Genomic DNA, 24528 nt, shown 5'->3' with positions numbered 1-24528 from the left:
CCGCTCCTATGGCGATTCCTGCCTGAACGACGGTGGACGCCTGATCCTGGCGCGCCGCCTCGACCGCGTTCTGGCCTTCGACCGCGAGAGCGGCCTCGTCACCTGCGAGGCCGGCGTCCTGCTCGACGATCTCCTGAACCTCGTCGTGCCCGCCGGCTGGTTCCCGCCCGTGACGCCCGGCACCTGCTACGTCACCCTCGGCGGCGCGCTCGCCAACGATGTCCACGGCAAGAACCACCACCGCGCCGGCACCTTCGGCCGCCATGTCCGCGCCTTCGAGCTCGTCCGCTCCGACGGGCGGCGCCTCACCTGCGCGCCCGACATGAACGGCGCCCTCTTCGCCGCCACCATCGGCGGCATGGGTCTCACCGGCCTCGTCACGCAGGTGACGCTGCAGCTCATGCCCATCGATTCCGCCGAGATGATGCAGGAGGCCGTTCATTTCGGCGGGCTCGACGATTTCTTCGCGCTCGCCGCCGACTCTGACGCCAGCCATGACTACACCGTCGCCTGGATCGACGCGCTGGCCGGCGGCGCCGGCTTCGGCCGAGGCGTCTTCTTCCGCGCCAACCATGCGCCGGCCGGCGACGTGCCGCACCGCCGCCCCGCGCGGCGCCTCAGCTTGCCAATCAAGCCACCCTTTCCCCTGATCAACCGGTTGACGCTGAGGGCCTTCAACGCGCTCTACCGCGCCGCCCAGCCGCGCTCGCCCGAGCCGCGGCGCATCGCCTACCGCCCTTTCTTCTATCCGCTCGATCGCGTCTCCAACTGGAACCGCGCCTATGGGCCGGGAGGACTGCGCCAATTCCAGTGCGCGATTCCAACGGCACAGGCCCGGCAGGCCGTTGAGGAGATGCTGCGCCGGACGCTGGCGGCGGGCGAGGCCTCCTTCCTCACCGTGCTGAAGCTCTTCGGTGATGTGCCCTCGCCGGGAATGATGTCGTTCCCGATCGCGGGGGCGACGCTGACGCTCGACTTCCCCAACCGCGGCGCGCGCACCGAGCGTCTGCTGGCGGAGCTGGACGCCGTGACGCTGGCCGCAGGCGGCCGCGTCAACCCCTACAAGGACGCCCGCATGTCGCCGGCGACCTTCGAGGCCTCCTTCCCGCATTGGCGCGATTTCGCGGCGCATGTCGATCCGGGCTTCTCGTCGAGCTTCTGGCGCCGCGTCACCGCCGGCTGACGGCCGCCTTCCGCCCCTGCGAAAAAATCGACATCGCCTTGAACCTCCCGAGCCCGGGCCGCGACCAACGGTCATGGAGGGCGAATGGTTCGCTCCCGAAGCCTCAGGGAGACCCTGACGATGACCCGCTTCAAGACGATCGCCGCCGGCACCCTCGCCGCTCTGACCCTGGCCACCACCCTCGCCGCCACCTCCGCCGAGGCCCGCCCGCGCCATTGGGGCTATGGCCGTGGCCCGGCCATCGGCGCCGGCATCGTCGGTGCGCTCGCCGCAGGTGCTCTCGTCGCCGCCGCCACCCGCCCGGCCTATGCCCACGGCTATTACGGCTACGCCCCGGTGCGCCAGTGCGACATGATCGAGCGCGTCAACCGCTATGGCGAGGTTGTCGGCTACCGCCGCGTCTGCGGCTACTACTGACCCGGCCTTCCGGGGCCCAGGAACCCCGGCAAGCCGCCTTCCGAGTTCGAGACCTCCCGATACGACTTGGGCTCCCCGGTTTCCCGGAGAGCCCTTTTTCGTTGGGTCGGGCGTGGGCGGAGCGCGTCAGGCGACGCGGGCCAGCTCCGCCTTGGCGTCGTTGATCGCCTGCTCGCGCGCCTCCGGGCCGTAGCCCAGCTTCTCGGCGCGCACGAAGGTGACGTCGCTGATGCCGATGAAGCCCAGCATCGTGCGCAGATGCGGCTCCTGCGAATCCAGCGACTGCGTCGGGCCGGAGCTGTAGAGGCCGCCACGGCTCTCAACGACGATGGCGCGCTTGCCCTCGAGCAGGCCGACCGGGCCGTTCTCGCCATATTTGAAGGTCACGCCGGCCCGCAGCACATGGTCGAACCAGGACTTCAGCGTCGAGGGAATGCCGAAATTATACATCGGCGCACCGATGATCACGGTATCGGCTGCCTTCAGCTCGGCCACGAGCGCATCCGACAGGGCTTTCGCCGCACGCTGTGCGTCGTTGGCAGGGTCGCTACCGCGGATGGCGGCGGTGGAATCGGCAGTCAGATGCGGCACGGGGTTCGCGCCGAGATCGCGCTCCACCACGATCAGCGCGGGATCGGCCGAGCGCAGGCGGGCAACCGTCTCGTCGATGAGCTGCTTCGAGACCGAAGCCGGACCGGCGGCGCTGCTGTTGATGACGAGAAGATGGGACATGATGCTTGATCCTGAAACCGGGAACGGGTTCGATGCCGCTGATGTAGCGGCGCACATCCAGCAACGGAATGCGCAAGCGAAGCACCAAACTGTTGCGTGCATAGGAACACCGTCATGTCCGAGCTGGACGACATCCGCAGTTTCGTTGCCGTGGTCGAGAGCGGCGGCTTCGGGCGCGCCGGGCATCGGCTCGGTCTGTCCAAGTCGATCATCAGCCGCCGCGTCGCCCGGCTCGAGGCCGAGCTCGGCACGCGCCTGCTCAGCCGCACCACGCGCGGCATCGCCGCCACCGAGGCCGGTCTCGAATTCAAGGCGCGCGGCGAACGCATCCTGGCCGATCTCGCCGAAGCCCGCGACGCGGTGGCGCAGCAGGCGGGCGGGGTCGTCGGGCGGCTGCGTCTGTCGATGCCGCTGACCTTCGGCAACCGGCATGTCGCCCCCATCCTCGGCGAACTCGCCAGCCGCCATCCCGGGCTCGAACTCGATGTCGAGGCCAGCGACCGCTATGTCGACCTGATCGGCGAGCGCTTCGACGCCGCCATCCGGATCGGCACGCTGAAGGATTCGAGCCTGATCGCCCGCCGCATCGCCCCGATACACAGCGTCATCCTGGCGAGCCCGGCCTATCTCGCTTCGCGGGGGCGGCCCGCCACCCCGGCCGATCTCGCCGGCCATGACTGCCTGCTCTACACCGGCACCAGCGTTCCCGACTGGACCTTCCGGGTCGGCCGGCGCCGCGTCTCGGTTCGCCCGGCCGGGCGCCTGCGCTCGGACAGCGGCGAGACGCTGCTGGACTGGGCCAGGGCGGGGCTCGGAATCGTGCAACTGCCGACCTTCATCGCCAGCGACTCCATTCGCGACGGCGCGCTCGAGCCGCTGCTCTGGGAGTTCCCGCTGCAGGAACACGCCCTCTTCGTCGTGAGGCCACCGGGAGCCTATGTGCCGGGCAAGGTTCGCGTGCTGATCGACCTGCTGGTCGAGCGCTTCGGCGGCGCGCCCTATTGGGACCCCTGCCAGGCGGCGGCGCGCGAGCACGGCGTCACGCTGGGGTTCCAGCCCGGCTTCGAGAGCGACGCGGAGGAAGCAGAGGAGGATCATCAGCCGGCGTGATCGCGATCATCACGCGATTTCGCGTGGCATTGCGGCGCGGTCCCGGCACTCTGCCCGCCATGTTGAACGGAGACCGCCGATGCTGCTCGTGGGAATGCTCGATAGCCCCTATGTCCGCCGCGCCGCGGTCACCGGCACCTTGCTGGAGCTGGAATTCGAACACCGCTCCGTCTCCGTCTTCCGGCACATGGACGAGTTCCGGGCGATCAACCCCCTGATCAAGGCGCCGAGCCTCGTGACCGACGACGGCACGGTGATCAGCGAATCGCTGCTGATCATCCAGCATTTCGAGGATCTCGCCGGACGCTCGCTGCGCCCCGTCGAGGCGAGCGCCCGGATGCGGGACCTGTCGCTGACCGGGATCGGCATCGTCGCGGCCGACAAGGCGGTGGGCATCGAGTATGAGCGCAAGCGGCCCGAAGCGCAGCGCTACGCCCCCTGGCAGGAGCGCATCGCGACACAACTCCACACCGCGCTCGACCTGCTCGATGCGGCGGCCGGCGGCGGCGAACTCAGCGCCGGCCCCGAACTGCTGCCCAGCGACATCGCGGCGGCGATCGCCTGGGGCTTCTGCCGCTTCGTCATACCCGACTTTGCGCCCGTCGAGCGCTGGCCGGCATTGGCGGCTCAGGCCAGCGCCTGCGAGGCGCTCGACGTCTTCAAACGGTGGCCGATCGACCGCGAATAGGCTCCGAATCGAAGAAATCGGTGATTTGGCGGTCACCATGCCGAAAATTGCTGCACCGCAACAGCTCGCGCCTCTTGAAATGGGACGCGGGCAGCGCATCTTCCGCAGCGAGTTAGGGAAGAATCGCCTCCTGGTCGGTCCCGTGCATCCAGCGCTGACAGCAGGAGATGACAATTGGCTCGTTCCAGAAAGGCCGGCACGACGACCGGCCATGGCGAAGTCCGCCGGCTCTGGCCCGCGGAACGCGACCTCTTCAAGGCCCATCTGCTGAGGCTCGACGAGGCGACACGCCGCGAACGCTTCGGCACCGCGGTAAATGACGACTTTCTCGAGACCTACGCGGTCACCACCTTCGGTGTCGGCGGGCTCGTCTATGCCTATCTCGAGGATGGCGCCGTGCGCGGCGCGGCCGAGTTGCGCGGGCTCGAGGACATCATGGCCCAGACCGGCGAGGCCGCCTTCAGCGTCGAGCGCGACTGGCGCCGGCGCGGCATCGGCGGCACGTTGTTCGGCCGGCTGATCACGGCGGCGCGAAACCGCGGCATCCGCACGCTCTACATGACCTGCCTGCCGGAGAACGCGGCGATGCGCCGCCTCGCCCGCAAGTTCGAGGCCGATCTCGCCGGCGGCTATGCCGATGTCGAGGGCGTCATCGCCACCGGCGGGCCGACGCCCTTCACCATCCTCGACGAGGCGCTAGACACCGCCCGCGGCTTCGCTGCGCTGGCGCTGTCGCTGCAGCGGCGCCTCTGGCGGCCGGGCCTGTTCGGCCGCTCGCCGGGCGCCTGAACACTCAGCGGCTCAGCGAGAGCGCAGCGCCCGATTTGGTCACCGCGCCGTCCATCGCGCCGCCGCCGCTGGTGCGCAGCCGCGCCACCACCGTGCCGCCCTGCTGGTAGAGATAGACTTCGCCGTCGCGGTAATCCCAGGCCGTGACCCTCTGCAGATCGCGGTTCGAGCAGCCCGAGGCATTGGCGCGGTAGAGGTCGAGCGCCGGCGCGCTCGAGAGCTGCACCCGGCACGACCCGCCGGTGGCCTCGCGCGCGGTCCAGTTACCGATCACGCCGTCGCGCGAGGTCACGGCCGGGCGAGCGGCATTGCTCCCGGCGCCGAGCGTCGCGATCTGGCCACCGCCGCCGCGCAGCGTCGGCACTTCGCCGGGTTGCGAGCCGGCCGGGGCCGGCGTCTGCTGCGGCATGCCGGGGGCACTGGGGTTGTAATAGGGATCCTGCGGCGGCGGCAGCGCACCCGGCTGGTCCGGCATCGGCGCGGACGCGACTGGGTAACCGCCGGGTGGCGGCAGCGGCTCGGAAACGACCGGTGCCGAGCTGATCGCAGGCGCCGGCGGCAGGCTGGGTTGGCCATAGGCCTGCGGCGCAGGACCAACGAAGCGCTGCGAGCCGGCGCAGGCGGTCAGCGCCAGCAGCGGCAGCAGGCCGGCGGCTTTGAGGGTCATGGCCATGGTCTTGGTCTTCTTGGTCATGAGGCGTCGGTTCCGATCGATCGTGCGGTGCGGGCGGCGAACGCGTTGCAGGAAACGGTTGAATCCTAGACCATTCCCGTGAACGTGGCATGAGCAGGATCGTGCTGGGCGTCCATAGCCCAGTCGATCTGGTTTGCGAACCCGCCGCGCGCGCTCCGGTTCCCGTTCGTCACCCGATCGGTTGCCGCGGCGCAGGAGAGACCGGATGACGTCACCCCCCTCAACAGTGCCCGGCGCGGCGCTGCAGCCCTTGCTGCCGGCCGCGATCGCGCCGCCCTTCGCGCGCTACAGCCACGGCATCGCCGTGCCCGCCGGCCATCGGCTCGTCGCCTGCTCCGGCCAGCTTGGAATGGCGCGCGACGGCTCGGTGCCCGAGGACGTCCGCGCGCAGGCGGATCTGTGTTTCGCCAACATCGCCGCGATCCTGGCCGAGGCCGGCATGACGCTGGCCGACATCGTGCGCCTCAACGCCTATGTCACCGACCGCGCTCATATGAAGGGCTATATGGAGTCGCGCGACGCCCATGTCGCCACGCCCCCGCCCGCCTCGACGCTGATGATCGTCTCCGGCTTCACCCTGCCGGCTTTCAAGGTCGAGATCGAGGTGCTGGCGGCCGCGCCCTGAGCGCCTGCGGCCGTCAGCCCTTGCGGACCATGAGCACGGCGGCGAGGATCGCGATGCCGCCGAAGGCCTGCGCCGGCGAGGGCTGCTCGCCGAAGATCGCCCAGGCGGCGAGCACGGACACCAGCGCCGGCCAGACCATGACGAGCGAGGCCGCGCTGGCGCCGTACTGGCCGAGCGAGAGCGTGATCAGGCCCTGCCCCAGCGCATGGGAGACCAGGCCGAGCGCGATCACCGCGAGCCAGCCCTGCAGGCTCGACGGCAGGATCGCCTCGCCCAGGGCCAATGCGGCGACGAGACAGAAGACCGCGCAAATCGCGCTGGCGATCAGGCTGATGCGTCCGGCCTCGGCCCGGTCCCGGGCGCGGCGGACCGCCATGATGTAGGCGGCATAGGACAGTGCGGCACCGACCGCCAGGCTGTCGCCGAACAGGCTGCCGGGGATGCCCGACGACGCCCCGGCGATTTTCGGCAGGACCAGCATCAGCGCGCCGCCGATCGCGAGCGCCAGCGCGCCGAGGATGCGCCGGCTCGGGCGCTCGGCGAAGAGCAGCCAGCCGCCCAGCACCACCGCCACCGGCGAGAGATTGCCGAGCAGCGAGGCGTTGGCGATCGTCGTGAAGCCGAGCGCAGCGTTGTACAGAACGACGTCGACGCCGAAGGCGAGGCCGGCGAGCACGATCGGCAGCATCGCGCCGCCGGACGCGGCCGGGTGGCCCGGGCGACGCCGCTCCAGCCCCATCCAGAGCCCGAGCACCGGCAGGGCGAAGATCATCCGCCAGAACCCGGCCGCCGCCGGCCCGACATCGGCGAAGCGCACGAACACACCCGAAAAGCCGATGCAGGTCGCCCCCGTCAGCAAGGCGAGAAACATGGCGAGAGCAGGCGCGGTCGGAGCTGGCAGGACGGTCGCGGGGGCGGACATGGGTGGGACCTGATTGACCGTTGCGAGCCCTCATCCTGAGGAGGCCGCCCTGGCGGCCGTCTCGAAGGATGGTCCAGGAGGCTCCGAAGATGACTGGAGCATCCTTCGAGACGCGGCCTTTCGGCCGCTCCTCAGGATGAGGGCTGAGGATGGTGCATGACCAGGATCGCTTTACCCCTCTTCTATCCATCGGAAAAACGGATTATTCTGATTTAACCATTCTTAAAACCGATCGCAGGAGGTCACGCCATGGCCGTGCATTTCGATCTGGCAGCGCTCGACATGCTGGTGGCGGTGGTCGAGAGCGGCGGCTTCACCGCGGCCGGAGCGCGGCTCGGGCGCACGCAATCGGCGATTTCCGTCCGCATCCAGGATCTCGAGAACCAGCTCGGCCACAGGCTGCTCGAACGCTCCCGCCGCGGCGTGGTCCCGACGCCGGCCGGCGAGCGGCTGCTCGCCCATGCGCGACGCCTGCTGGCCATCCAGCGCGAGGCGCTCGATGATCTCGGCGGCTCCAGCGCCTCGGGGCGGCTGCGCATCGGCATTCCCGACGACTACGTCGACGCCTTTCTGCGGCCGCTGATCGCGCGCTTCGCCGCCGAGCATCCCAGGGTCGAGCTCGAACTCCATTGCGACCTGTCGAAGCGGATCGAACCCGCCGTTGCCGCGGGTGAATTCGATCTCGCGGTGGTCACGCAGGACCCGCGACGCCCAGTCGGCGAGGTCGTCAGGCGCGAACCCGTCGTCTGGATCGCGGCGCGCGGGCACAGGCCGGAACTGCAGGACCCGCTGCCGCTGGCGCTGTTCTCGGAGGGCTGCCGGGTCAGGCCGCGGCTGCTGGCGGCGCTGGCGGAGGCCGGGACCGACCATCGCCTCGTCTTTTCCTGCTCGCACACCTCGGGCATGCTGTCGGCGGTCGAGGCGGGCTTCTGCGTCACCGCCGTCACCGAGAGCGCCGTGCCGCCGACGGCGCGGCGGCTCGGCCCGGCGGAGGGTCTGCCGGCGCTGTTCGAGCTTTCGGTCGGGCTGATCATGGGCCCGCAGCCGGGGCTGGCGGCGCGCCGCTTCGCCGATGCGCTGCGCGAGGAGATGGCGGCACCAAGGCTCGCGGCGTGAGGCTGCCCCCCATCGCCGCATTGCCCTTTCCCCCCGCGAACACTACTGAGAGCCCATGAAATTCCTCGACCAGGCCAAGATCTATGTGAAGGCGGGAGATGGCGGCGCCGGCTGCGTCTCCTTCCGTCGCGAAAAATTCATCGAGTTCGGCGGGCCCAATGGCGGTGACGGCGGGCGCGGCGGCGACATCGTGATCGAATGCGTCCAGGGACTGAACACCCTGATCGACTTCCGCTTCCAGCAGCACTTCAAGGCGAAGATCGGCGGCCACGGCATGGGCGCCGATCGCCATGGCGCCAATGGCGAGACGAAGGTGCTCAAGGTCCCGCCGGGCACGCAGGTCTTCGACGAGGATGGCGAGACGCTGATCGCCGACCTGACGGAGCCCGGCCAGCGCTTCGTCCTGTGCAAGGGCGGCAATGGCGGCTTCGGCAACGCCTATTTCAAGACCTCGACCAACCAGGCGCCGCGCCATGCCAATCCCGGCCTCGTCGGCGAGGAGCGCTGGGTCTGGCTGCGGCTGAAGCTGATCGCCGATGCCGGGCTGATCGGCCTGCCCAATGCGGGCAAATCGACCTTCCTGGCGACCGTGACCGCCGCCAAGCCCAAGATCGCCGACTATCCCTTCACCACCCTGCATCCGGGTCTGGGCGTGGTGCGGGTCGATGGGCGCGAGATGGTGCTGGCCGATATTCCCGGCCTGATCGAGGGCGCGCATGAAGGCCATGGCCTCGGCGACCGCTTCCTCGGCCATGTCGAGCGCTGCCGCGTGCTGCTGCACCTCGTCGAGGGCACCAGCGAGCATGCCGGCAAGGCCTACAAGACCGTCCGCAACGAACTCAGCCTCTATGGCGAGGGGCTCGACGAGAAGCCGGAGATCGTCGCCCTGTCGAAGGCCGACGCGCTCTCGCCGGAACTGCTCAAGGAGCAGGTGGCGCGGCTGAAGCGCGCCGCCAAGCGCATGCCGATCGTGCTGTCATCCGCCTCGGGCGAGGGTGTCGAGGCCGCTTTGCGCGCGCTCTTTGTCCATGTCGAGGAGGCGCGCCGGGAAGAGGACAGGCAGAACGCCCCCGTCGAGGACACCGGCTGGCATCCCTGAGGACACTGGCTGGCGACCCTGAGGGCCGCCAGCCATGTCACTCAGTGCGTCTCACTCAGCGCGTCGCGCGGCGCGTCTCGCGCACGACGGTCGGCGCCGTGATGGCACCGGCCGCCCCGCCCACGACGGCCCCGACGGGGCCCGCGACGAGAGCGCCCGTCCCGGCTCCGGCCGCCGCGCCGCCGATGCGCTGTTCGGTGGTGTTGCCGCAAGCGGCGAGCAGCACGGCCGCGGCAGCGACGAGGCCCAAGGTCGAAATCTTCATGGCGTTGAATTCCCCAGCGTGACGATGCCTCTGGAACGTGCCGCACGGAACTAAAGTTCCGTCGCCTGTTCCACGCCGCCCCATCCAGACGCCACCCTGCGCTTTTCCTCGGGCCGAGGTCGCCGGCGGCCTTGCGATCTCCGCAGAAATCCGTATACAGCCGGCATCGCATCAGCCGCACCATTCGCGTGGTCGATGAGGGCCGGGTTCGGCCCACGTCGCTGATCTCGTTTTGACAGGTTCCGTTCTGACCGGTCCGCCCCGTTAAGAGAGCGGATCGATGGAGTTGAGATTATGAAGATCCGCAATTCGCTGAAGTCGCTGCGCGCCCGTCACCGCGACAACCAGCTCGTGCGCCGCAAGGGCCGCGTCTACATCATCAACAAGGTCCAGAAGCGCTTCAAGGCGCGCCAGGGCTGAACCTGCGGCGGGCTCTCGCCCGCCCGGCTGCCCGGTGGACGACGACCAGGCGGGGCGCCCCCGGGCGCACCCGTCTTTTTGCGTTGGCGGTCGCCGCTCCGTGAATTGACCTGCGCCCGTCCCCCGCTAGACTGGCGTGATGATGACCGTGCGCAAGCTGACGGCTGCCGCCGTCCTCGCCGCCCTGGCGGCAGCCCCCTCGATCGCCGCCGCCCAGGCGCAGCCCCTGCCGCCCCAGCGCCCCGGTGCGGTCGCGCCGGCGGACAAGGACGACAATCCCGCGGCGACGGCCCCCTCGCGCGGGCCAGCCGCGACGCTGGAGCGGCTCTTCGAGCGGCTCGCCGCGGCCAAGTCGCCCGAAGAGGCCAAGGGCATCGCCAATCTGATCCAGCGTCGCTGGGCCCGCTCCGGCTCGGCCACGGCCGATCTCCTGATGACGCGCGCCCAGACCGCGATGAAGGAAAAGCGCCTCGAACTCGCGATCGAACTGCTCGACCGCGTCATCAGCCTCGATCCCGACTGGGCGGAGGGCTGGAACCAGCGCGCCAATGCGCTGTTCCTCGCCGGCGATCCGATCCGCTCGATCATCGACATCGGCGAGACGCTGAAGCGCGAGCCGCGCCATTACGGCGCGATGATGGGCCTGGGGACGATCCTGCGCCAGCAGGGCGACGACAAGCGCGCCATGGTCGCCTATCGCCGCGCGCTGGAGATCTATCCGCAGCTCGAGGCCGTCAAGAGCGCGGTCGACGCGCTCAAGACCGAGGTCGACGGCCGCGACGCCTGATCGCGACGCAGAACCGGAAGCGGGCTCGGCGCGTATCCGCATCATGCTGACCCGCTCGCTCCTCGTTTTCGCTGCCGTCGTCGTCGCGGGGCTTTGGCTCTGGTCCGAATGGCTGGGGGCGCAGGCCGCCCGGAGCCATCCTCCCGCGGGCAGCTTCGTTTCCTTCGACGAGGGGCGGTTGCATTACCGCGAGCGCCCCGCGGAAGGCGAGGCGAGAGGCACCGTCGTCCTGATCCACGGTGCGTCCTCGAGCCATGCCGACATGCTGGCGACGCTCGGCCCCGAGCTCGCCCGCTATCGCATCATCGCCTTCGACCGTCCGGGCCATGGCTGGAGTGACCGCTTGGAGGGCGACGCGATGGCCGATCCCGCACGCCAGGCGGCGGCGCTGATGCGAGGCATCGACGCCATCGTTCCCGAGCGCTTCGTCCTGGTCGCCCACTCGCTGGGCGGCGCCGCGGCGACCCGCATCGCGCTGGAGCGCCCCGAGCGCCTGCACGGGCTCGTGCTGCTCGGTGCCGTCACCCATCCCTGGCCCGGCGGCATCGCCTGGTATAACCATGCCACGACTTGGCCCCTGGTCGGGCCGCTCTTCACCCGGCTCGTCGGCGTCCCCGCCGCGAGCATGCTGCTCGAATCGGGCGCCGAGAGCGTCTTCGCGCCGCGGCCCGTGACGCCGGGCTATCTCGCCGCCGCGCAGATCGAACTGCTGCTGCGGCCCGAGACCTTCCGCGCGAACTCTCAGGACATCGCCGCGACGCTGGGCTTCGTCACGGCCCAGGCGCCGCGCTATCGCGACATGAAGGTGCCCGTCATCGCGATCACCGGCGACAGCGACGCCATCGTCTCTCCCGTCATCCACTCGGCCGCGATCGCGCGGCAGGCCCCGCAGGGCCGCTTCGTCCTGCTGCCCGGCGTCGGCCACATGCCGCACCACGCCGCCCCCGAGATCGTCGCCGCAGCCATCGACGAGTTGGCCAGTCTCCGCTCGAACCTGGCGAGCCTTGCGAGCACCGACGCCCGGCACGACTAAAGGTATAAGACTTTTGTCGCGCTTTCCGAGGGTGCGCGATTCCGCCACGTTATCCCGCGCTTTAGTTCAAAACTGACGTAACGACGCCAGCCCGTCGCCCATTCCGGCGCGGGGCCAGAGACGTATTGACACGTCGCAACGGGGGAACGTTCATGCCACCAGATGACAAGGTCCAGGCCCATTGGGCCGAAACCCAGCGCCTCACCTACATCATGCTCGGCGTCTGGGCCTTCTTCGGATTCTTCATCCACATGTTCGCGCCCGCGCTCAACGGCGTGAAGATCGCCGGCTTCCCGATGGGCTTCTACATGGCTGCCCAAGGCTCCCTGATCGTATTCGTTGCCCAGCTGTTCTGGTTCGCCAAGGCCCAGGACAAGGTGGATCGCAAATACGGCATGGCCGAAGACGAGTGAGGGGAACAGATCCATGTCCGCAGGAGCTCAGAAGGGCGACTTCACCTCGAATCTAGGCCGGATCTACGGCGTCTATACGGGTGGCTTCGTCGCTTTCGTCGTTTTCATCGGGGTTCTGGAGCGCGCCGGCGTTCCCAACCACATCCTCGGTTATCTCTTCGTCGCCTTCACCATCGGCGTCTATGCCGCGATCGGCATCATGTCGCGCACCATGCAGGTCGACGAATACTATGTCGCCGGCCGCAAGGTGCCGTCCTTCTACAACGGCATGGCCACGGCGGCGGACTGGATGTCGGCCGCCTCCTTCATCGGCATGGCCGGCACGCTCTATCTGCTGGGCTATGACGGCCTCGCCTTCATCCTCGGCTGGACCGGCGGCTATGTGCTGGTGGCGACGCTGATCGCGCCCTATCTGCGCAAGTTCGGCTGCTACACCGTGCCGGACTTCCTCGCCTTCCGCTTCGGCGGCAATGCGGCGCGCATCGCCGGCATCGTCGTGCTGATGAGCTGCTCCTTCACCTATGTGGTGGCGCAGATCGTCGGCACCGGGCTGATCGGCGCACGCCTGCTCGGGATGAGCTTCGAGATCGCCGTCTTCGTCGGTCTTGTCGGCATTCTCGTCTGCTCCATGCTCGGCGGCATGCGTGCGGTGACCTGGACCCAGGTGGCCCAGTACATCGTGCTGATCGTCGCCTATCTGATCCCGGTGATCATCCTTTCGACCCAGAAGTTCGGCATCCCGATCCCGCAGCTCACCTACGGCACGGTTCTCTCCGAGATCCAGGTCAGGGAAGCGGCGCTCGGCGTCTCGGCGGCGGCCTCTCATTCCGTGCCCTTCGCCCGCTACGACCCCCTGAACTTCTTCGCCCTCGTGCTTTGCCTGATGGTCGGCACGGCCTCGCTGCCCCACGTCCTGATGCGCTACTTCACCACGCCGTCGGTGCGTGAGGCGCGCAATTCGGTCGCCTGGACGCTGCTGTTCATCTTCATCCTCTACTTCACGGCGCCGGCCTATGCCGCCTTCGCGAAGCTCGAAGTGTTCACCAACGTCATCGGCAAGCCGCTGGCCGAGCTGCCGGGCTGGCTCTACAGCTACGGCAAGATCGGCCTGATTCAGGTCTGCGGCACCAACGCCGTCGATCTGGCGACCATCACCGCCGCCTGCGGCAAGATCGCCGGCCATACCGGCATCCTGCAACTCGCCAACTTCACCATTCAGGCGGACGCGATCGTGATCGCGACGCCCGAGATCGCGGGCCTGCCCTATGTCGTCTCCGGCCTCGTCGCCGCTGGCGGCCTCGCGGCGGCGCTTTCGACCGCCGACGGCCTGCTGCTGGCGATCGCGAACGCGCTCTCGCATGACGTCTATGCCAGGATGATCAACAAGAATGCGCCGGTGGCGAGGAAGCTCGTCATCGCCCGCGTCATCCTGATCGTGGTTGCGCTGATCGCCGCCTGGGTGGCTGCGCAGCGCCCGGCCGACATCGTCGCGATGGTCGCCTGGGCCTTCTCCCTGGCCGCTGCGGGTCTGTTCCCGGCGCTGGTCATGGGCATCTGGTCGAAGAAGACCACCGCGGCCGCGGCCGTGGCGGGCATCTGGGCCGGCTTCCTGGCGACGCTGACCTATCTCGTCGTGACCCGCTACTTCCCGGGCTTCGGCGTGAACGTGCTCGGCATGTATTCGAACGTGCACCCCATCACCGGGGCCGCGCTCGTCGACATCGCCAAGCTCAAGGCCGAGCAGCCGCAGATCTTCGAGCAGGGCTGGGTGGCGATCAACCATCCGCTCGCCTCGCGGGTCGGCTACTTCAACGTCGCCAACATCTCGGCCGGCCTGTTCGGCATGCCGATCGGCTTCGTGACGATGTACATCGTCTCGAAGTTCACCACGGCACCGAACAAGGAGCTGCAGGACTTCATCGACGAGATCCGTCAGCCGCGCGGCGCGCCGGTGATGATCGAGAAGTGACCCTGAGGCTGCGGGCGCCTGCCGCCCGCGGCCTCTCCTCTTCGGGGGCGGACCATGGTCCGCCCCTTTTCATGAACGCTCCGATCATACGCTTGCCTGCTCAGCCGATGTCGGGCACAGGCAAAGTCGATCTCGACACAGCAAGGACCCATCCTGAATGGCCGATGTCGACAGCCAGGGCCTGTTCTGGCTCTATCAGGCTCCCAATCTCGCGCTGGCAGCGCTGATGTACACGCTGCTGGGCCGCTTCCTGCTGTCGATCGTCTTTCCGCCCGACAGCGAGAAGGTGATCTGGAAGACCTTCCGGCAGATCACCCAGCCGGCCATCGAAGCCGTGCGGATCGTCACGCCGCTGGCGGTCCATGAGCGCATCATCGTCCTGCTCGCCTTCGTCTGGCTGCTCTTCATCCGCATGCTGCTCTTCATCGGTTTCGCGGCCGCGGGCTGGCTGCCGACGATCGTGGGGGCCCCGAAGCCATGACCGACGATCGCGAGGACGTTCTCCGCCGGGACGGCATCACCATCGGCATCGCCGGCATGTCGCTGCTCAACGGCATGCATTTCTCGGCCTATTTCGACCCCGTCTTCATCCTGATGAAGCAGTTCGCGCCTGGCTTCTTCATCTCGTCGCCGCTGCTGATCTTCTACTTCACCTCGCTCTTCATCTCGGCCCTGACGCTCGCCATCGGCGGCATCCCGGCCGCGATCTACGAGCGGGGGAAGAATCTCGAAACCAGCAACGCCACCTCGATGTGGATCTGGCTCGGCGGCATCCTGCTGCTGACGATCCCGACCCTGCTGCAGATGACGGCGCGCCCGGCCTGAACGAACCGCGACACCCCACGTGCTCGCGACCTTGTGATGACCACCCGAGCGGGCCCGATTTAGCTTTTCCCAAAGGGAAGGGCTCAGCCATGGATCCGGCGCGGGTGCGCGAGCTGGCATTGTTGTCCGTCTCACGCGGCTGTGGTTTCGCCGGCCTCGCCATCATCTGCTTCATGATCGGGCTGGCCGGCTATCCCGATGTCGCGATGCAGACGGGCGCCATCCTGATGATGGCGACGGCCGCCGTCCTCGTCGTCAAGGCCGACGTCGCGGTCCGCAGGCCCTACAAGCGCACCGAGCTCTGGGTGCTGCTTCCGCCCTCCGAACGGCCGCGGGCGGAATTCGCGCAACAGCTGATCGGCGGCGCCCTGCGCGAGATCTACCGGCGCTTCGCCGTCACTTTCTTCGTCGGCGGCACGCTCTGCTTCCTCGCATCCTTAGTGCTGCCCGGCTGATCAGGCCTTCTCGACATGCTCCTTCGCCACGAAGGCGATGCGCGCCATGTTGGTCGCACCCGGCGTGCCGAACGGCACGCCGGCGACGACGATGATGCGGTCGCCCAGCTTGGCGAACTTCTCGCGCACGGCGAATTTGCAGGCTCGCGAGGCCATGTCGTCATTGTCGCTGGCGTCCTTCGTCACCACCGAATGCACCCCCCAGACCAAGGTGAGCTGCCGTGCCGTGGCGCGGTTGGGCGTCAGCGCGAGCACGGTCGAGTTGGGTCGCTCGCGCGCGATGCGGAAGGCGGTCGAACCGGAGGAGGTCCAGGCGGCAATAACCTTGAGCTTGAGCGTATCGGCGATCTCATGGGCCGCCTTGGCGATGGCGTCGGCGCCCGTGGCCTCCGGCTCGGCGCGCTGCGCCTCCAGGATCGAGCGATAGACCGATTCGCTCTCCACCTCCTCGGCGATGCGGTTCATCATCGTCACCGCCTCGATCGGGAACTGGCCGGCGGCGCTCTCGGCCGAGAGCATGACGGCGTCCGCGCCCTCGAAGACGGCGGTGGCGACGTCGGAGACCTCGGCGCGCGTCGGCACCGGGCTCGTGATCATGCTCTCCAGCATCTGCGTCGCGACGACGACCGGCTTGCCCATGCGCCGGCACATCCGCGTGATGCGCTTCTGCGTTCCCGGCACCTTCTCCAGCGGCATCTCGACGCCGAGATCGCCGCGCGCGACCATGATCGCATCCGACGCGTCGATGATCTCCTGCAGCCGCAGCAGCGCCTGGGGCTTCTCGATCTTGGCGAGCGCCAGCGCCCGCCCGCGCACGATCTTGCGCAGATCGGCCATGTCCTCGGGCCGCTGCACGAAGGACAGCGCGATCCAGTCGACGCCCGCCTCGGCCGCCGCTTCCGCGTCCGAGCGGTCCTTCTCCGTCATCGCCGAGACGGCGATCGTCGTATCGGGCAGGCTGACGCCCTTGCGGGAGGAGAGCCGCCCGCCGACGACGACGCGCGTCACCGCCTGCTTCTCGCTCGCCTTCTCCACGACGAGGCGCAGCTTGCCATCGTCGAGGATCAGCGTGTGGCCGGGCTCGAGCGCTGTCAGGATCTCGGGATGGGGCAGATGAACGCGCTTCACCGTGCCGGGAGCGGGATCGGAATCGAGCGTGAAGCGGGCGCCGTTGTCCAGCGTTACGCCGCCATCGCCGCCGAAGGCGCCGACGCGCAGCTTGGGACCCTGGAGATCGGCGAGGATGCCGACCGGCCGGCGGAACTGGGTCTCCAGAGCGCGCAACATCGCGACCTTCTCGGGCAAGGTCTCGCGCTGGGTGTGGCTCATATTGATGCGGAAGACGTCGACGCCGGCCTCGAACAGCTTGCCGCACATCTCGGCCGTGGCGGAGGCCGGGCCCAGCGTGGCGATGATCTTGATTCGGCGCTCGCGCTTCATGAAATGGTTCCTCAGGGCCGGGCGGGCGCGCCGCCGGTGGTGTCGGTGAGCTGGATCGTCCAGCTCTTCTGTTCGCCGGTGTCGACCTCGAAGAAGCCCGCGCGCTCATAGCCGCGCGCCAGACAGTCTTCTATGCCGCGAATGGTGAATTCCTTGTTGCGGGTGCACATCACCGACTTGCCGGTCCACTCGCCGCCACGGTCGTAGTCGACCGCGTGGACATAGTAGAACCGCGCCGCCAGCGTGCCGCGCAGCAGGGTCTCGCAGGCCCGTGGCGCGATGTTCCACCACCCTTCCGTGGTCCAGCCCTGCGCGTCGCGATAACCGATCGCGACCCCGACGCGGCTGCCGGTCGTGTTGCACATGCGCAAATCCGCCAGCGCCGGCGTGGTGGCTGCGAGCAGCCCACCGGCAATCAGGCCGAGGCTCAGAGTGGAGGTCCAGATCCGGTTCATCGCTCAGGGTTCGATCAGGATGACGCGGCAGTCATTGACGTTGGTGAAGGTCGGCCCGGTCCGCAACAGATCGCCCAGCGGCTCGAAAAAGCCGGTGGAATCGTTCTCGGCGAGGGATCGGGCGGGATCAAGGCCGAGCACAGCGGCGCGCGCGAGCGTCGTCGCATCGATCACCGCACCGGCCGGGTCGCTCGCCTCGCCGCCGCCGCCATCTGTCCCGTCGGTATCGCCGGAGAGCGCGACGATCCCGGGCGCCCCGCGGAGCGCGATCGCCAGCGCCAGCGCATATTCCTGGTTCGGCCCGCCGCGGCCCTGACCGCGCAGCGTCACCGTCAACTCGCCGCCGGAGAGGATGGCGGCGCGCTGTCCCGCGCGCTGCAGCGACAGCGCCCGTTCGGCATGGCTGGCGGCAACGTCGCGCGCCTCACCCTCCAGATCGGCGCCGAGATCATGGACCTCGTAGCCGGCCGCGACGGCCGCAGCATGGGCTGCGGCGATGGCTTCCGTCGGCCGGGCGATGATGCGGAATTCGCTGCGGGCGAAGGCGGGGTGGCCGGGCTTGGGCGTCTCGCTGGCCTCGTCGGCGAGCAGCGCCTTCACCCCCGCCGGCAGGTCGAGACCATAGCGCGCGACGATGGCCCGCGCCTGCGCCATCGTCGTCGGGTCCGGCACCGTCGGCCCCGAGGCGATCGCCGTCGGCTCGTCGCCGGGCACGTCCGAGATGGCGAGCGTCAGGAGCCGGGCCGGCGCGGCCGCCAGCGCCAGCCGCCCGCCCTTGATCCGCGACAGGCGCTTGCGGACGATGTTCATTTCGCCGATCGGCGCGCCCGAGCGCAGCAACGCCTTGTTGACCGCCTGCTTCTCCGCCAGCGTCAGCCCGCCCGCAGGCGCGACCCAGTTCGCCGAGCCGCCGCCCGACAGCAGCACCAGCACGAGGTCCTCAGTCGTCGCGGAGGAGGCCAGCTCCAGCGCGCGCGCCGCGCTGTCGATGCTGCCCCGGTCGGGAACGGGATGGCCGGCGGCCACCATCGGGATGTGGCGGGTCGCGGTCTCGTAGCCGTGCCGCGCGACCGCATGGCCGAGCAGGCGCTCCGGCGGAAGGCCGCCGTCGAGATAATGCGCCTCGGCCAGCGCCGTCATGCTGCCCGCCGCCTTGCCCGCCGCAAGCAGGATCATCCGGCCCGTCGCAGGCACGGGCGGCAGATGCGCCGGCAGGCAGCCGGAAGGGTGCGCCCGCGCCACCGCAGCGTCGAAGACCGCGCGCACGGTCGCGCGCATCCGCTCCTGCTGATCGTCGGCGTGCTGCAAGGCCCCCTCGTCTCCCCCCGGTTCCGCGAGCTCTTTCGCCCCGCTGGCATCATTGCCGAATCGTTTTAAGTGCGCGCCGCGCCGCCGTCATCAGGGTTTTGCCGCAATAATCATACTTATCGATAAGGATGGAGGCTTGCGCCGACCCTTTCTGCCCACGCGGCTGTTGAGAGCGGTCCCTATCCGGGCGCAGCCGGCTTGACGCCGGGGGCGATGCGGTGCGAACCCTCCGGCCAAATTTCCCCATCACCGAGAAGGACATTCAGATGGACGATCCGATCGCGGGCGACCAGCTCAAGAGCATCGTGGAGCGCATCGAGCGTCTCGAGGAAGAGAAGAAGACCATCGCCGACGACATCAAGGAGGTCTATGCCGAGGCCAAGGGCAACGGCTACGACGTCAAGGTGCTCAGGAAGGTCATCGCCATCCGCAAGCGCGACGCCAATGAGCGCGCCGAGGAGGAGGCGATCCTCGACCTCTATCTCCAGGCTGTCGGCGAGAGCGCCTGAGCGACCAGCCGCCCCGACAGAATCGAAACGCCCGCCCCGGTCTCCCGGAGCGGGCGTTTCGCATTTTGACAGCCGGCGCGGAGGCGGAAGGCTTCAGCCCTTCGACACCGCGACCTTGCGCAGATAGTCCGTCACGATGCGGGTGATGCCGCGCGAGAGCAGATCGTCCAGCGCGTTGATGAAGGTGTCGCAATCCTCGCGCGTCGCGATCAGCGGCGGCTCGAGCCGGATGACGTTGCGGTTGTATTCGGTGAAGGCGACGAGCACGTCGTAATCCTTCAGCAGCAGTGCCCCGATGAAGCCGCAGAGCGAGCCCTTCAGCTTGTCGTCGAGCAGCGCGACCATGTGCTTGAGCCCGAAGGGCATGGTCTCGCTGATGTCCTGGAACTCGACGCCGATCATCAGGCCGCGCCCGCGGATTTCCTTGAGCAGGCTCGGATACTTGACACGCAGCTCGTTCAGTCGCGCGATCAGGTAGTCGCCCTGGCGCTGCGCATTGCCCATGAGGTCTTCCTCATAGAGCACGTTCAGCGCCTCGATCGCGGAGACGCAGGCCTCGCCCATGCCGCCGAAGGTCGCCTGGGCATGGATCAACGCGGTCTTCGGCTTGCCATAGGCCTTCATGTAGAGTTCGCGGCGGGCGATCATCGCGCCCATCGCGGCCTTTGAGCCGCCCAGCGCCTTGGCGAGCGCCGTCACGTCCGGCACCACCCCGTCGCGCTCGAAGGCGAAGAACTGGCCGGTGCGGCCGAGACCGCACTGCACCTCGTCGGCGACCCAGAGTACGCCATGCTTGTCGCAGAGCGCGCGGAGTTCGCGCCAGAAACCGAGCGGCGCCTCGACGATGCCGCCGCCGCCCTGGATCGTCTCCATCACCACGATGCCGATCGACGGATCGCTCTCCAGCGCCTGGCGCACCGCCTCGATGTCGCCGAAGGGCACCTTGACCCGGTTTTCGACCAGCTTGAACTGCGACTGGTAGAGGCTCGAATCCGTGACAGAGAGCACGCCCTTGGTCTTGCCGTGGAAGGAGTTCGCGGCATGCAGGATCTTCGACTTGCCCGGACCCTGCGCCTGCTCGGCGACCTTCAGCGCCGCTTCCATCGCCTCCGAGCCGGTCGAGCCGAGGAAGACCATGTCGAGATCGCCGGGCGAGATCGCGGCGAGATTGGCCGCGAGCGCGGAGGCGTATTGCGACATGAACGCCATGCAGATCTCATGGCGGTTCTCGTCCTGGAATTTCTTCCGGGCCGCCACGATGCGCGGATGATTGTGGCCGAAGGCGACCGAGCAGAACCCGCCGAAGAAATCGAGGATCTTGCGGCCGTCCTTGGTGATGTAGTGCATGCCCTCGGCACGATCGACGAGGATCTAGTCGAAGCCGAGCAGCTTCAGGAAATGCACCTGGCCCGCGTTGATATGGCTGGTGAAGAGCTCCTTCACCGTCTGCACGTCGAGCTGCTTGGCCTCCTCGACGCTGTAGAGTTTCGGGCGCGCCGGAGTGGCCGCGTCGTCGGTCTTGAAAGCGGGCATGCTCATGCGGCGAGGCTCCTCTGGGCCTGGACCTGCGGATCCTTGGCCTTGCGATATTCGGTATAGGCGGCGAGCAGCATGTCCTCGTCGCGATGCAGCGGCTTCCAGCCCAGCTCGCGCTTGGCCTTGGAGGTGTCGAGAATGCAGATCTCGTCGGCGATCATGTACTGCTCGGGGTCCATGATCGGCATGTTGATCGCATCCAGCGCGTTCAGCGTCAGCTTGACCAGCGGCGCCGGCGTCGGCACCAGGATCGACTTCGAGCCGGCATGCCGGATCAGGTCGCCGAGCAGCTTCTTCACCGGCGGCGGATCGTCCGAGCCGAGATTATAGGCCGAGTTCGGGAAGTCCGCCTTCCAGGCCGCGACGCAGGCGCTGGCGCAGTCGAACACCGAGATGAACTGATAGGGGTTCTTGCCCGAACCGATCATCGGCACCGGCAGGTTGAGGTCGATCAGCTTGAACAGCTTGACGAGGATGCCCAGCCGCCCGGGCCCGATGATCAGCCGCGGCCGGAAGATCGGGATCTGAAAGCCGCGGTCGCGATAGGTCTGGGCCAGCGTCTCGGTGGCGAGCTTGCTCTCGCCATATTCGCCGAGCGGCTTGGCCGGATGCGTCTCGTCCTGCGGCACGGTCACCGAATGGCCGTAGATCATGTCGGTGGTGAAGTGGACGAGCCTGTGGGCGCCGCCCTTCTCCATCCAGCTCAGGATGTTCTGCGTGCCGTGATAATTCACCGGCCAGAAGAAATCGTGCCGCTCAGCCCGCGTGACGATCGGCGAGAGCATCTTGGCCGAGAGATTGTAGACGAGGTCGTCCTGGTGCAGCGGAATGCCGGCGACGCTCTGCGCATCCGTCACGTCGATGCGGTGGAACGGCACCGTGGCGTAATGCGGATGCGGGCTCTTGACGATGTCGGCGACCAGCACCTCCTCGCCCATGGCGAGAAGGTCGGCCGCCAGATGCGAGCCGACGAAGCCGTCGCCGCCGATGATGATGTGCTTCATCTGCAGTCTCTCCGGCTCAACGGGGCTGGCGCGGACGCGGATCGCGCACCGTAACCGGGATGGGCTTGAGCACGGGCTGGGGCTCGAGCAGGGCGCCGAGGCGCATGAACAGGCGAACGATCAGATCCATGATGTCCCTCAGCTTTGTGCGATGAAGATGGTGCCGAGCACGATGAAGCCGATGCCGGCGATGCGCGCCGGCCCGAGATCCTCGTGGAAGACGAAGAAGGCGTAGGCCGCGACCACGACATAGGCGAGGCTCAGGAAGGGGTAGGCGTAGGAGATCTGCACCTTCGACAGCACGATCAGATGCGAGGCCATGCTGATCACGAAGGTGCACAGCCCGGCGAAGACGAAGGGGTTGAAGACCACGCGGAAGACGGTCGAGACCAGGCCGTCGCCGGCGACGTCGAGCGTCCCCACGCCGGTCATACCGCGCTTCAGCATCAGCTGCGCCGCGGCGTTGGTCAGCACCGTGAACAGGATCAGGGGCAGATAGGCGTTCATCGGCGCAGGAGCACTTTCGCGGTCATCCGCCGTTTCAAGTCATCGGGCGGCTGGTGTGTCGTCGGGCCTCTGGATGACGTGGAAAATACTTCAAATGCGTTGCGCCGCGGGTCTTACCTCGCTGTAACGTTAAGATGATCCTGACGGGATCGTAGAAAGGCGCCGGCTATCCGCCGATGCGCTCGGGCGCCGGCCTCGTCCCGCTGCGCGGCGCGATGCCCAGCGTCTTCATCCGCGAGGCCAGCGTCGTTGCCGGCACACCGAGCAGGACGGCGGCGCCCTGCGGTCCGCTGACCCGGCCGCGACACGTCTCCAGCGCCGCGAGGATGCTGACGCGGTCACGCTCGCGCCGCTCCGCCTCGGTGAGGATGGGCCCGCCCGCCGGAAGGGGCACCGGCGCCGTCACCGGCGGGCGCCCGCCCTCCGGCAGCGCGATGAAGAGCCGCCCGTTGCGCGCGAGGATCGCCGCGCGCTCGATGACGTTCTGCAACTCGCGGACATTGCCCGGCCAGTCATAGGCGCGCAGCCGGGCGACGTCGCCCTCGCTCAGCTTCAGCCCCTCGGTTTTCAGCTTGCGCTGCGCCCCGCCGAGGAAATGCAGGGCCAGCAGCGGAATGTCCTCCGGACGCTCGCGCAGCGGCACCGAGACGATCGGGAACACGTCGAGCCGGAAATACAGATCCTCGCGGAAGCGGCCTTCCCGGACCTCGCGGCGCAGATCCCTGTTGGTCGCCGCGATGATGCGGACATTGACGTGCCGCGTGCGCTCCTCGCCGACGCGCTCGAACTGCCCCTCCTGCAGCACGCGCAGCAGTTTTCCCTGCAGCTCGAGCGGAATCTCCCCGACCTCGTCGAGGAAGAGCGTGCCGCCATCGGCCAGCTCGAAGCGGCCGATCCGGTCGCGCAGCGCCCCGGTGAAGGCGCCCTTCACATGGCCGAAGAACTCACTCTCGAACAGCTCGCGCGGGATCGCGGCGCAGTTCACCCGGATCAGCGGGCGCACATGGCGCTCGCTCGCCTCGTGGATCGCGCTCGCGATCAGCTCCTTGCCGGTGCCGGATTCGCCGGAGATCAGCACGGCGGCATCCGTGCGCGCCACCAGCTCGACCTGGCTCAGGATCTTCTGGATCGCGCCCGAGCGCCCGACGACGCCGCGATGGTTGCGCTCCAGCCGCATCTCCTCCTGGAGATAGGCGTTCTCCTGCTGCAGCCGCTCGCGCAGGCTGTCGACCTCGGCCAGCGCCGCCCGCAGGCGCTCATCGGCCTCGTGGCGCTGGCTGACGTCGCGGAAGATGATGACCGCCCCGACCAGCCGGCCCCGGTCGCGGATCGGCGTCGAGGTGTACTCGACCCAGAAGCCCGAGCCGTCCTTGCGGAAGAACATCTCGTTCTCGACATGGTGGACCGCCCCGTCGCGGAAGGCGGCGTAGATCGGACATTGCTCATGCGGGTAATGCGTACCGTCGGGCCGGTGGTGATGCACGCAGGCATGCATATCCCGCCCAATCAGCTCGCCCGTCTCCCAGCCCAGCATCGCCTCGCCGGCCGGATTGACGAAGGTGGTGCGGCCCTCGGCATTGACGCCGAAGATGCCCTCGCCCGCCGCGCGCAGGATCAGCTGGTTGCTGCGCTCGATCTCCTGGAACAGCCGCTCGGTGCGCCGCCATTCGGTCAGGCCGGCGCGCAGATGCTCCTGCGCGTCGGCGTCGAGATCGCGCCGGTGGCGCGCCTCGAGATCGTAGAGCGTCAGCAGGATCGACGGATCGGGTTGGGTCAAAAGCCGCGCGCCGATGCATTCGGCGTGAAGCGCCTCGCCATCGCCCCGCTGCGGCGAAAGCGAGCGTGTCCAGTAGCGGCCCTTGTGCAGCACGGCTTCGGTGAACACCGTCAGCGCCGCCGCCTGGCCCGGAAACACCGAGAGCACCGAAGCTCCGACCAGCTCGCGCTCCGGAGATGTCAGCCGGCGTCGGGCTTCCTCATTGGCCGCCAGGATCCGGCCTGTCGTCACATCCACCGCCAGCGCGGCGTCGACCATGCTCTCGAACAACCAGGTGGTCTGCGGCGAAACGGGCGAAGCGATCACGTTTGCTCACGAATTTTCGTTACTGAAGACACGATTTTTCGTGATTCACGAGAATTCGTCAAGTGTGAGCCGGCGCTAAGTCTCTGAAGTTTCGGCCTTCATCCCGGTCGGCCAAGTTGGCCCGCCGCTTGCTAATTCCCTCGA

At 68.3% G+C, this 24528-nt stretch carries 27 protein-coding genes and 1 pseudogene; 17 read left to right on the top strand and 11 right to left on the bottom strand.

The features are described from left to right. Both Q8M82_RS07440 and Q8M82_RS07435 read left to right on the top strand, forming a co-directional pair. A partial coding sequence (locus Q8M82_RS07440; protein WP_305690735.1) for an FAD-binding oxidoreductase occupies nt 1–1183 on the top strand: 1183 nt, incomplete at its 5' end. Nucleotides 1184–1303: 120 nt separating this feature from the next. Continuing rightward, nucleotides 1304–1600, top strand: coding sequence for a hypothetical protein (locus Q8M82_RS07435; protein ID WP_305690734.1), 297 nt, complete (start codon nt 1304–1306; stop codon nt 1598–1600). Between the two features lie 126 nt (nt 1601–1726). Here the strand turns inward: Q8M82_RS07435 and Q8M82_RS07430 are convergent, their stop codons facing one another. Then, complete coding sequence (locus Q8M82_RS07430) at nt 1727–2332, bottom strand: FMN-dependent NADH-azoreductase (protein WP_305690733.1); 606 nt, start codon at nt 2330–2332, stop codon at nt 1727–1729. A gap of 114 nt (nt 2333–2446) precedes the next feature. Here Q8M82_RS07430 and Q8M82_RS07425 point away from each other — a divergent pair, with 114 nt between their 5' ends. From Q8M82_RS07425 to Q8M82_RS07415, 3 genes are all read left to right on the top strand, one after another. Further along, on the top strand, nt 2447–3442 hold the full coding sequence (locus tag Q8M82_RS07425) for a LysR family transcriptional regulator (RefSeq protein ID WP_305690732.1): 996 nt from the start codon (nt 2447–2449) through the stop codon (nt 3440–3442). Nucleotides 3443–3521: 79 nt separating this feature from the next. Continuing rightward, nucleotides 3522–4130: a glutathione S-transferase family protein gene (locus tag Q8M82_RS07420; protein ID WP_305690731.1), complete on the top strand. Its 609-nt coding sequence runs from the start codon at nt 3522–3524 to the stop codon at nt 4128–4130. Nucleotides 4131–4304: 174 nt separating this feature from the next. After that, a complete protein-coding gene (locus Q8M82_RS07415; RefSeq protein ID WP_305690730.1) occupies nt 4305–4919 on the top strand; it encodes a GNAT family N-acetyltransferase in 615 nt (204 codons plus the stop codon). A gap of 4 nt (nt 4920–4923) precedes the next feature. Here the strand turns inward: Q8M82_RS07415 and Q8M82_RS07410 are convergent, their stop codons facing one another. Beyond that, nucleotides 4924–5613, bottom strand: a complete 690-nt coding sequence (locus tag Q8M82_RS07410) for an AprI/Inh family metalloprotease inhibitor (protein WP_371126264.1) — start codon at nt 5611–5613, stop codon at nt 4924–4926. A gap of 205 nt (nt 5614–5818) precedes the next feature. On the opposite strand from Q8M82_RS07410, the gene Q8M82_RS07405 reads away from it, so the two are divergent. Further along, nucleotides 5819–6238: a RidA family protein gene (locus Q8M82_RS07405; RefSeq protein WP_305690729.1), complete on the top strand. Its 420-nt coding sequence runs from the start codon at nt 5819–5821 to the stop codon at nt 6236–6238. A gap of 13 nt (nt 6239–6251) precedes the next feature. On the opposite strand, the gene Q8M82_RS07400 is transcribed toward Q8M82_RS07405, so the two are convergent. After that, the gene (locus Q8M82_RS07400) at nt 6252–7160 is read right to left on the bottom strand and encodes a DMT family transporter (protein ID WP_305690728.1); all 909 of its coding nucleotides are present in this window, start codon (nt 7158–7160) and stop codon (nt 6252–6254) included. A gap of 249 nt (nt 7161–7409) precedes the next feature. On the opposite strand from Q8M82_RS07400, the gene Q8M82_RS07395 reads away from it, so the two are divergent. After that, nucleotides 7410–8276, top strand: coding sequence for a LysR family transcriptional regulator (locus Q8M82_RS07395; RefSeq protein WP_305690727.1), 867 nt, complete (start codon nt 7410–7412; stop codon nt 8274–8276). A gap of 55 nt (nt 8277–8331) precedes the next feature. Further along, on the top strand, nt 8332–9375 hold the full coding sequence (gene obgE, locus Q8M82_RS07390; RefSeq protein ID WP_305690726.1) for a GTPase ObgE: 1044 nt from the start codon (nt 8332–8334) through the stop codon (nt 9373–9375). A 55-nt stretch (nt 9376–9430) separates the two neighbouring features. Here the strand turns inward: obgE and Q8M82_RS07385 are convergent, their stop codons facing one another. Further along, the gene (locus Q8M82_RS07385; protein WP_305690725.1) at nt 9431–9640 is read right to left on the bottom strand and encodes a hypothetical protein; all 210 of its coding nucleotides are present in this window, start codon (nt 9638–9640) and stop codon (nt 9431–9433) included. 294 nt (nt 9641–9934) lie between these two features. Here Q8M82_RS07385 and ykgO point away from each other — a divergent pair, with 294 nt between their 5' ends. The 8 genes from ykgO to Q8M82_RS07345 all read left to right on the top strand — a co-directional run bounded on the left by ykgO (nt 9935) and on the right by Q8M82_RS07345 (nt 15542). Then, on the top strand, nt 9935–10060 hold the full coding sequence (gene ykgO, locus Q8M82_RS07380) for a type B 50S ribosomal protein L36 (protein ID WP_038363015.1): 126 nt from the start codon (nt 9935–9937) through the stop codon (nt 10058–10060). A 139-nt stretch (nt 10061–10199) separates the two neighbouring features. Continuing rightward, nucleotides 10200–10847, top strand: coding sequence for a tetratricopeptide repeat protein (locus Q8M82_RS07375; RefSeq protein WP_305690724.1), 648 nt, complete (start codon nt 10200–10202; stop codon nt 10845–10847). Between the two features lie 43 nt (nt 10848–10890). Next, nucleotides 10891–11880 carry an alpha/beta fold hydrolase gene (locus Q8M82_RS07370; protein WP_305690723.1) on the top strand — a complete coding sequence of 330 codons (990 nt, stop codon included), beginning with the start codon at nt 10891–10893 and terminating at the stop codon, nt 11878–11880. Between the two features lie 152 nt (nt 11881–12032). Next, entirely contained in the window at nt 12033–12293 is a 261-nt protein-coding gene (locus tag Q8M82_RS07365; protein ID WP_305690722.1) for a DUF4212 domain-containing protein, read from the top strand. 13 nt (nt 12294–12306) lie between these two features. Continuing rightward, nucleotides 12307–14262 (top strand): sodium:solute symporter family protein, encoded by a 1956-nt coding sequence (locus Q8M82_RS07360; RefSeq protein WP_305690721.1) that lies wholly within the window; start codon nt 12307–12309, stop codon nt 14260–14262. A 157-nt stretch (nt 14263–14419) separates the two neighbouring features. Next, a complete protein-coding gene (locus tag Q8M82_RS07355; RefSeq protein WP_305690720.1) occupies nt 14420–14743 on the top strand; it encodes a hypothetical protein in 324 nt (107 codons plus the stop codon). Further along, entirely contained in the window at nt 14740–15087 is a 348-nt protein-coding gene (locus tag Q8M82_RS07350) for a hypothetical protein (RefSeq protein WP_305690719.1), read from the top strand. Before Q8M82_RS07355 ends, Q8M82_RS07350 begins: the two co-directional genes overlap by 4 nt. Nucleotides 15088–15176: 89 nt before the next feature. Next, a complete protein-coding gene (locus Q8M82_RS07345; RefSeq protein ID WP_305690718.1) occupies nt 15177–15542 on the top strand; it encodes a hypothetical protein in 366 nt (121 codons plus the stop codon). Here Q8M82_RS07345 and pyk read toward each other — a convergent pair whose 3' ends face one another. The 3 genes from pyk to Q8M82_RS07330 are packed head-to-tail and all read right to left on the bottom strand — an operon-like array spanning nt 15543 to nt 18715. Next, on the bottom strand, nt 15543–16982 hold the full coding sequence (gene pyk / locus Q8M82_RS07340; RefSeq protein WP_305690717.1) for a pyruvate kinase: 1440 nt from the start codon (nt 16980–16982) through the stop codon (nt 15543–15545). Between the two features lie 11 nt (nt 16983–16993). After that, nucleotides 16994–17437 carry a DUF1036 domain-containing protein gene (locus Q8M82_RS07335; RefSeq protein WP_305690716.1) on the bottom strand — a complete coding sequence of 148 codons (444 nt, stop codon included), beginning with the start codon at nt 17435–17437 and terminating at the stop codon, nt 16994–16996. A gap of 3 nt (nt 17438–17440) precedes the next feature. Continuing rightward, the gene (locus tag Q8M82_RS07330; RefSeq protein ID WP_305690739.1) at nt 17441–18715 is read right to left on the bottom strand and encodes a glycerate kinase type-2 family protein; all 1275 of its coding nucleotides are present in this window, start codon (nt 18713–18715) and stop codon (nt 17441–17443) included. Nucleotides 18716–19011: 296 nt separating this feature from the next. Between Q8M82_RS07330 and Q8M82_RS07325 the strand changes: the two genes are divergently transcribed. Further along, nucleotides 19012–19254 (top strand): DUF2312 domain-containing protein, encoded by a 243-nt coding sequence (locus Q8M82_RS07325; protein WP_066717565.1) that lies wholly within the window; start codon nt 19012–19014, stop codon nt 19252–19254. Nucleotides 19255–19347: 93 nt separating this feature from the next. On the opposite strand, the pseudogene Q8M82_RS07320 reads toward Q8M82_RS07325, so the two are convergent. The 4 genes and pseudogenes from Q8M82_RS07320 to Q8M82_RS07305 form a co-directional block, all read right to left on the bottom strand. Next, a pseudogene (locus tag Q8M82_RS07320) lies at nt 19348–20793 on the bottom strand (aspartate aminotransferase family protein). Continuing rightward, entirely contained in the window at nt 20790–21794 is a 1005-nt protein-coding gene (locus Q8M82_RS07315) for an NAD-dependent epimerase/dehydratase family protein (protein WP_305690715.1), read from the bottom strand. Before Q8M82_RS07315 ends, Q8M82_RS07320 begins: the two are co-directional and overlap by 4 nt. 138 nt (nt 21795–21932) lie before the next feature. Beyond that, complete coding sequence (locus Q8M82_RS07310) at nt 21933–22301, bottom strand: DMT family transporter (protein ID WP_305690714.1); 369 nt, start codon at nt 22299–22301, stop codon at nt 21933–21935. A gap of 166 nt (nt 22302–22467) precedes the next feature. Then, on the bottom strand, nt 22468–24336 hold the full coding sequence (locus tag Q8M82_RS07305; protein WP_305690738.1) for a sigma 54-interacting transcriptional regulator: 1869 nt from the start codon (nt 24334–24336) through the stop codon (nt 22468–22470). Nucleotides 24337–24528: the final 192 nt, after the last annotated feature.

Origin of the sequence: Allobosea sp. (assembly GCF_030694325.1) — a bacterium.
GTDB lineage: Bacteria > Pseudomonadota > Alphaproteobacteria > Rhizobiales > Beijerinckiaceae > Allobosea.
Note: the sequence above shows the minus strand (reverse complement) of the source record. Positions and strands in the feature narration are given on the sequence as shown.

Coding starts and splice junctions, on each gene's coding strand:
- Q8M82_RS07435 (WP_305690734.1), top strand. CDS start 1,304: ATGACCCGCTTCAAGACGATCGCCGCCGGCACCCTCGCCGCTCTGACC.
- Q8M82_RS07430 (WP_305690733.1), bottom strand. CDS start 2,332: ATGTCCCATCTTCTCGTCATCAACAGCAGCGCCGCCGGTCCGGCTTCG.
- Q8M82_RS07425 (WP_305690732.1), top strand. CDS start 2,447: ATGTCCGAGCTGGACGACATCCGCAGTTTCGTTGCCGTGGTCGAGAGC.
- Q8M82_RS07420 (WP_305690731.1), top strand. CDS start 3,522: ATGCTGCTCGTGGGAATGCTCGATAGCCCCTATGTCCGCCGCGCCGCG.
- Q8M82_RS07410 (WP_371126264.1), bottom strand. CDS start 5,613: ATGACCAAGAAGACCAAGACCATGGCCATGACCCTCAAAGCCGCCGGC.
- Q8M82_RS07405 (WP_305690729.1), top strand. CDS start 5,819: ATGACGTCACCCCCCTCAACAGTGCCCGGCGCGGCGCTGCAGCCCTTG.
- Q8M82_RS07400 (WP_305690728.1), bottom strand. CDS start 7,160: ATGTCCGCCCCCGCGACCGTCCTGCCAGCTCCGACCGCGCCTGCTCTC.
- Q8M82_RS07395 (WP_305690727.1), top strand. CDS start 7,410: ATGGCCGTGCATTTCGATCTGGCAGCGCTCGACATGCTGGTGGCGGTG.
- obgE (WP_305690726.1), top strand. CDS start 8,332: ATGAAATTCCTCGACCAGGCCAAGATCTATGTGAAGGCGGGAGATGGC.
- Q8M82_RS07385 (WP_305690725.1), bottom strand. CDS start 9,640: ATGAAGATTTCGACCTTGGGCCTCGTCGCTGCCGCGGCCGTGCTGCTC.
- ykgO (WP_038363015.1), top strand. CDS start 9,935: ATGAAGATCCGCAATTCGCTGAAGTCGCTGCGCGCCCGTCACCGCGAC.
- Q8M82_RS07375 (WP_305690724.1), top strand. CDS start 10,200: ATGATGACCGTGCGCAAGCTGACGGCTGCCGCCGTCCTCGCCGCCCTG.
- Q8M82_RS07370 (WP_305690723.1), top strand. CDS start 10,891: ATGCTGACCCGCTCGCTCCTCGTTTTCGCTGCCGTCGTCGTCGCGGGG.
- Q8M82_RS07365 (WP_305690722.1), top strand. CDS start 12,033: ATGCCACCAGATGACAAGGTCCAGGCCCATTGGGCCGAAACCCAGCGC.
- Q8M82_RS07360 (WP_305690721.1), top strand. CDS start 12,307: ATGTCCGCAGGAGCTCAGAAGGGCGACTTCACCTCGAATCTAGGCCGG.
- Q8M82_RS07355 (WP_305690720.1), top strand. CDS start 14,420: ATGGCCGATGTCGACAGCCAGGGCCTGTTCTGGCTCTATCAGGCTCCC.
- Q8M82_RS07350 (WP_305690719.1), top strand. CDS start 14,740: ATGACCGACGATCGCGAGGACGTTCTCCGCCGGGACGGCATCACCATC.
- Q8M82_RS07345 (WP_305690718.1), top strand. CDS start 15,177: ATGGATCCGGCGCGGGTGCGCGAGCTGGCATTGTTGTCCGTCTCACGC.
- pyk (WP_305690717.1), bottom strand. CDS start 16,982: ATGAAGCGCGAGCGCCGAATCAAGATCATCGCCACGCTGGGCCCGGCC.
- Q8M82_RS07335 (WP_305690716.1), bottom strand. CDS start 17,437: ATGAACCGGATCTGGACCTCCACTCTGAGCCTCGGCCTGATTGCCGGT.
- Q8M82_RS07330 (WP_305690739.1), bottom strand. CDS start 18,715: ATGCGCGCGACCGTGCGCGCGGTCTTCGACGCTGCGGTGGCGCGGGCG.
- Q8M82_RS07325 (WP_066717565.1), top strand. CDS start 19,012: ATGGACGATCCGATCGCGGGCGACCAGCTCAAGAGCATCGTGGAGCGC.
- Q8M82_RS07315 (WP_305690715.1), bottom strand. CDS start 21,794: ATGAAGCACATCATCATCGGCGGCGACGGCTTCGTCGGCTCGCATCTG.
- Q8M82_RS07310 (WP_305690714.1), bottom strand. CDS start 22,301: ATGAACGCCTATCTGCCCCTGATCCTGTTCACGGTGCTGACCAACGCC.
- Q8M82_RS07305 (WP_305690738.1), bottom strand. CDS start 24,336: ATGGTCGACGCCGCGCTGGCGGTGGATGTGACGACAGGCCGGATCCTG.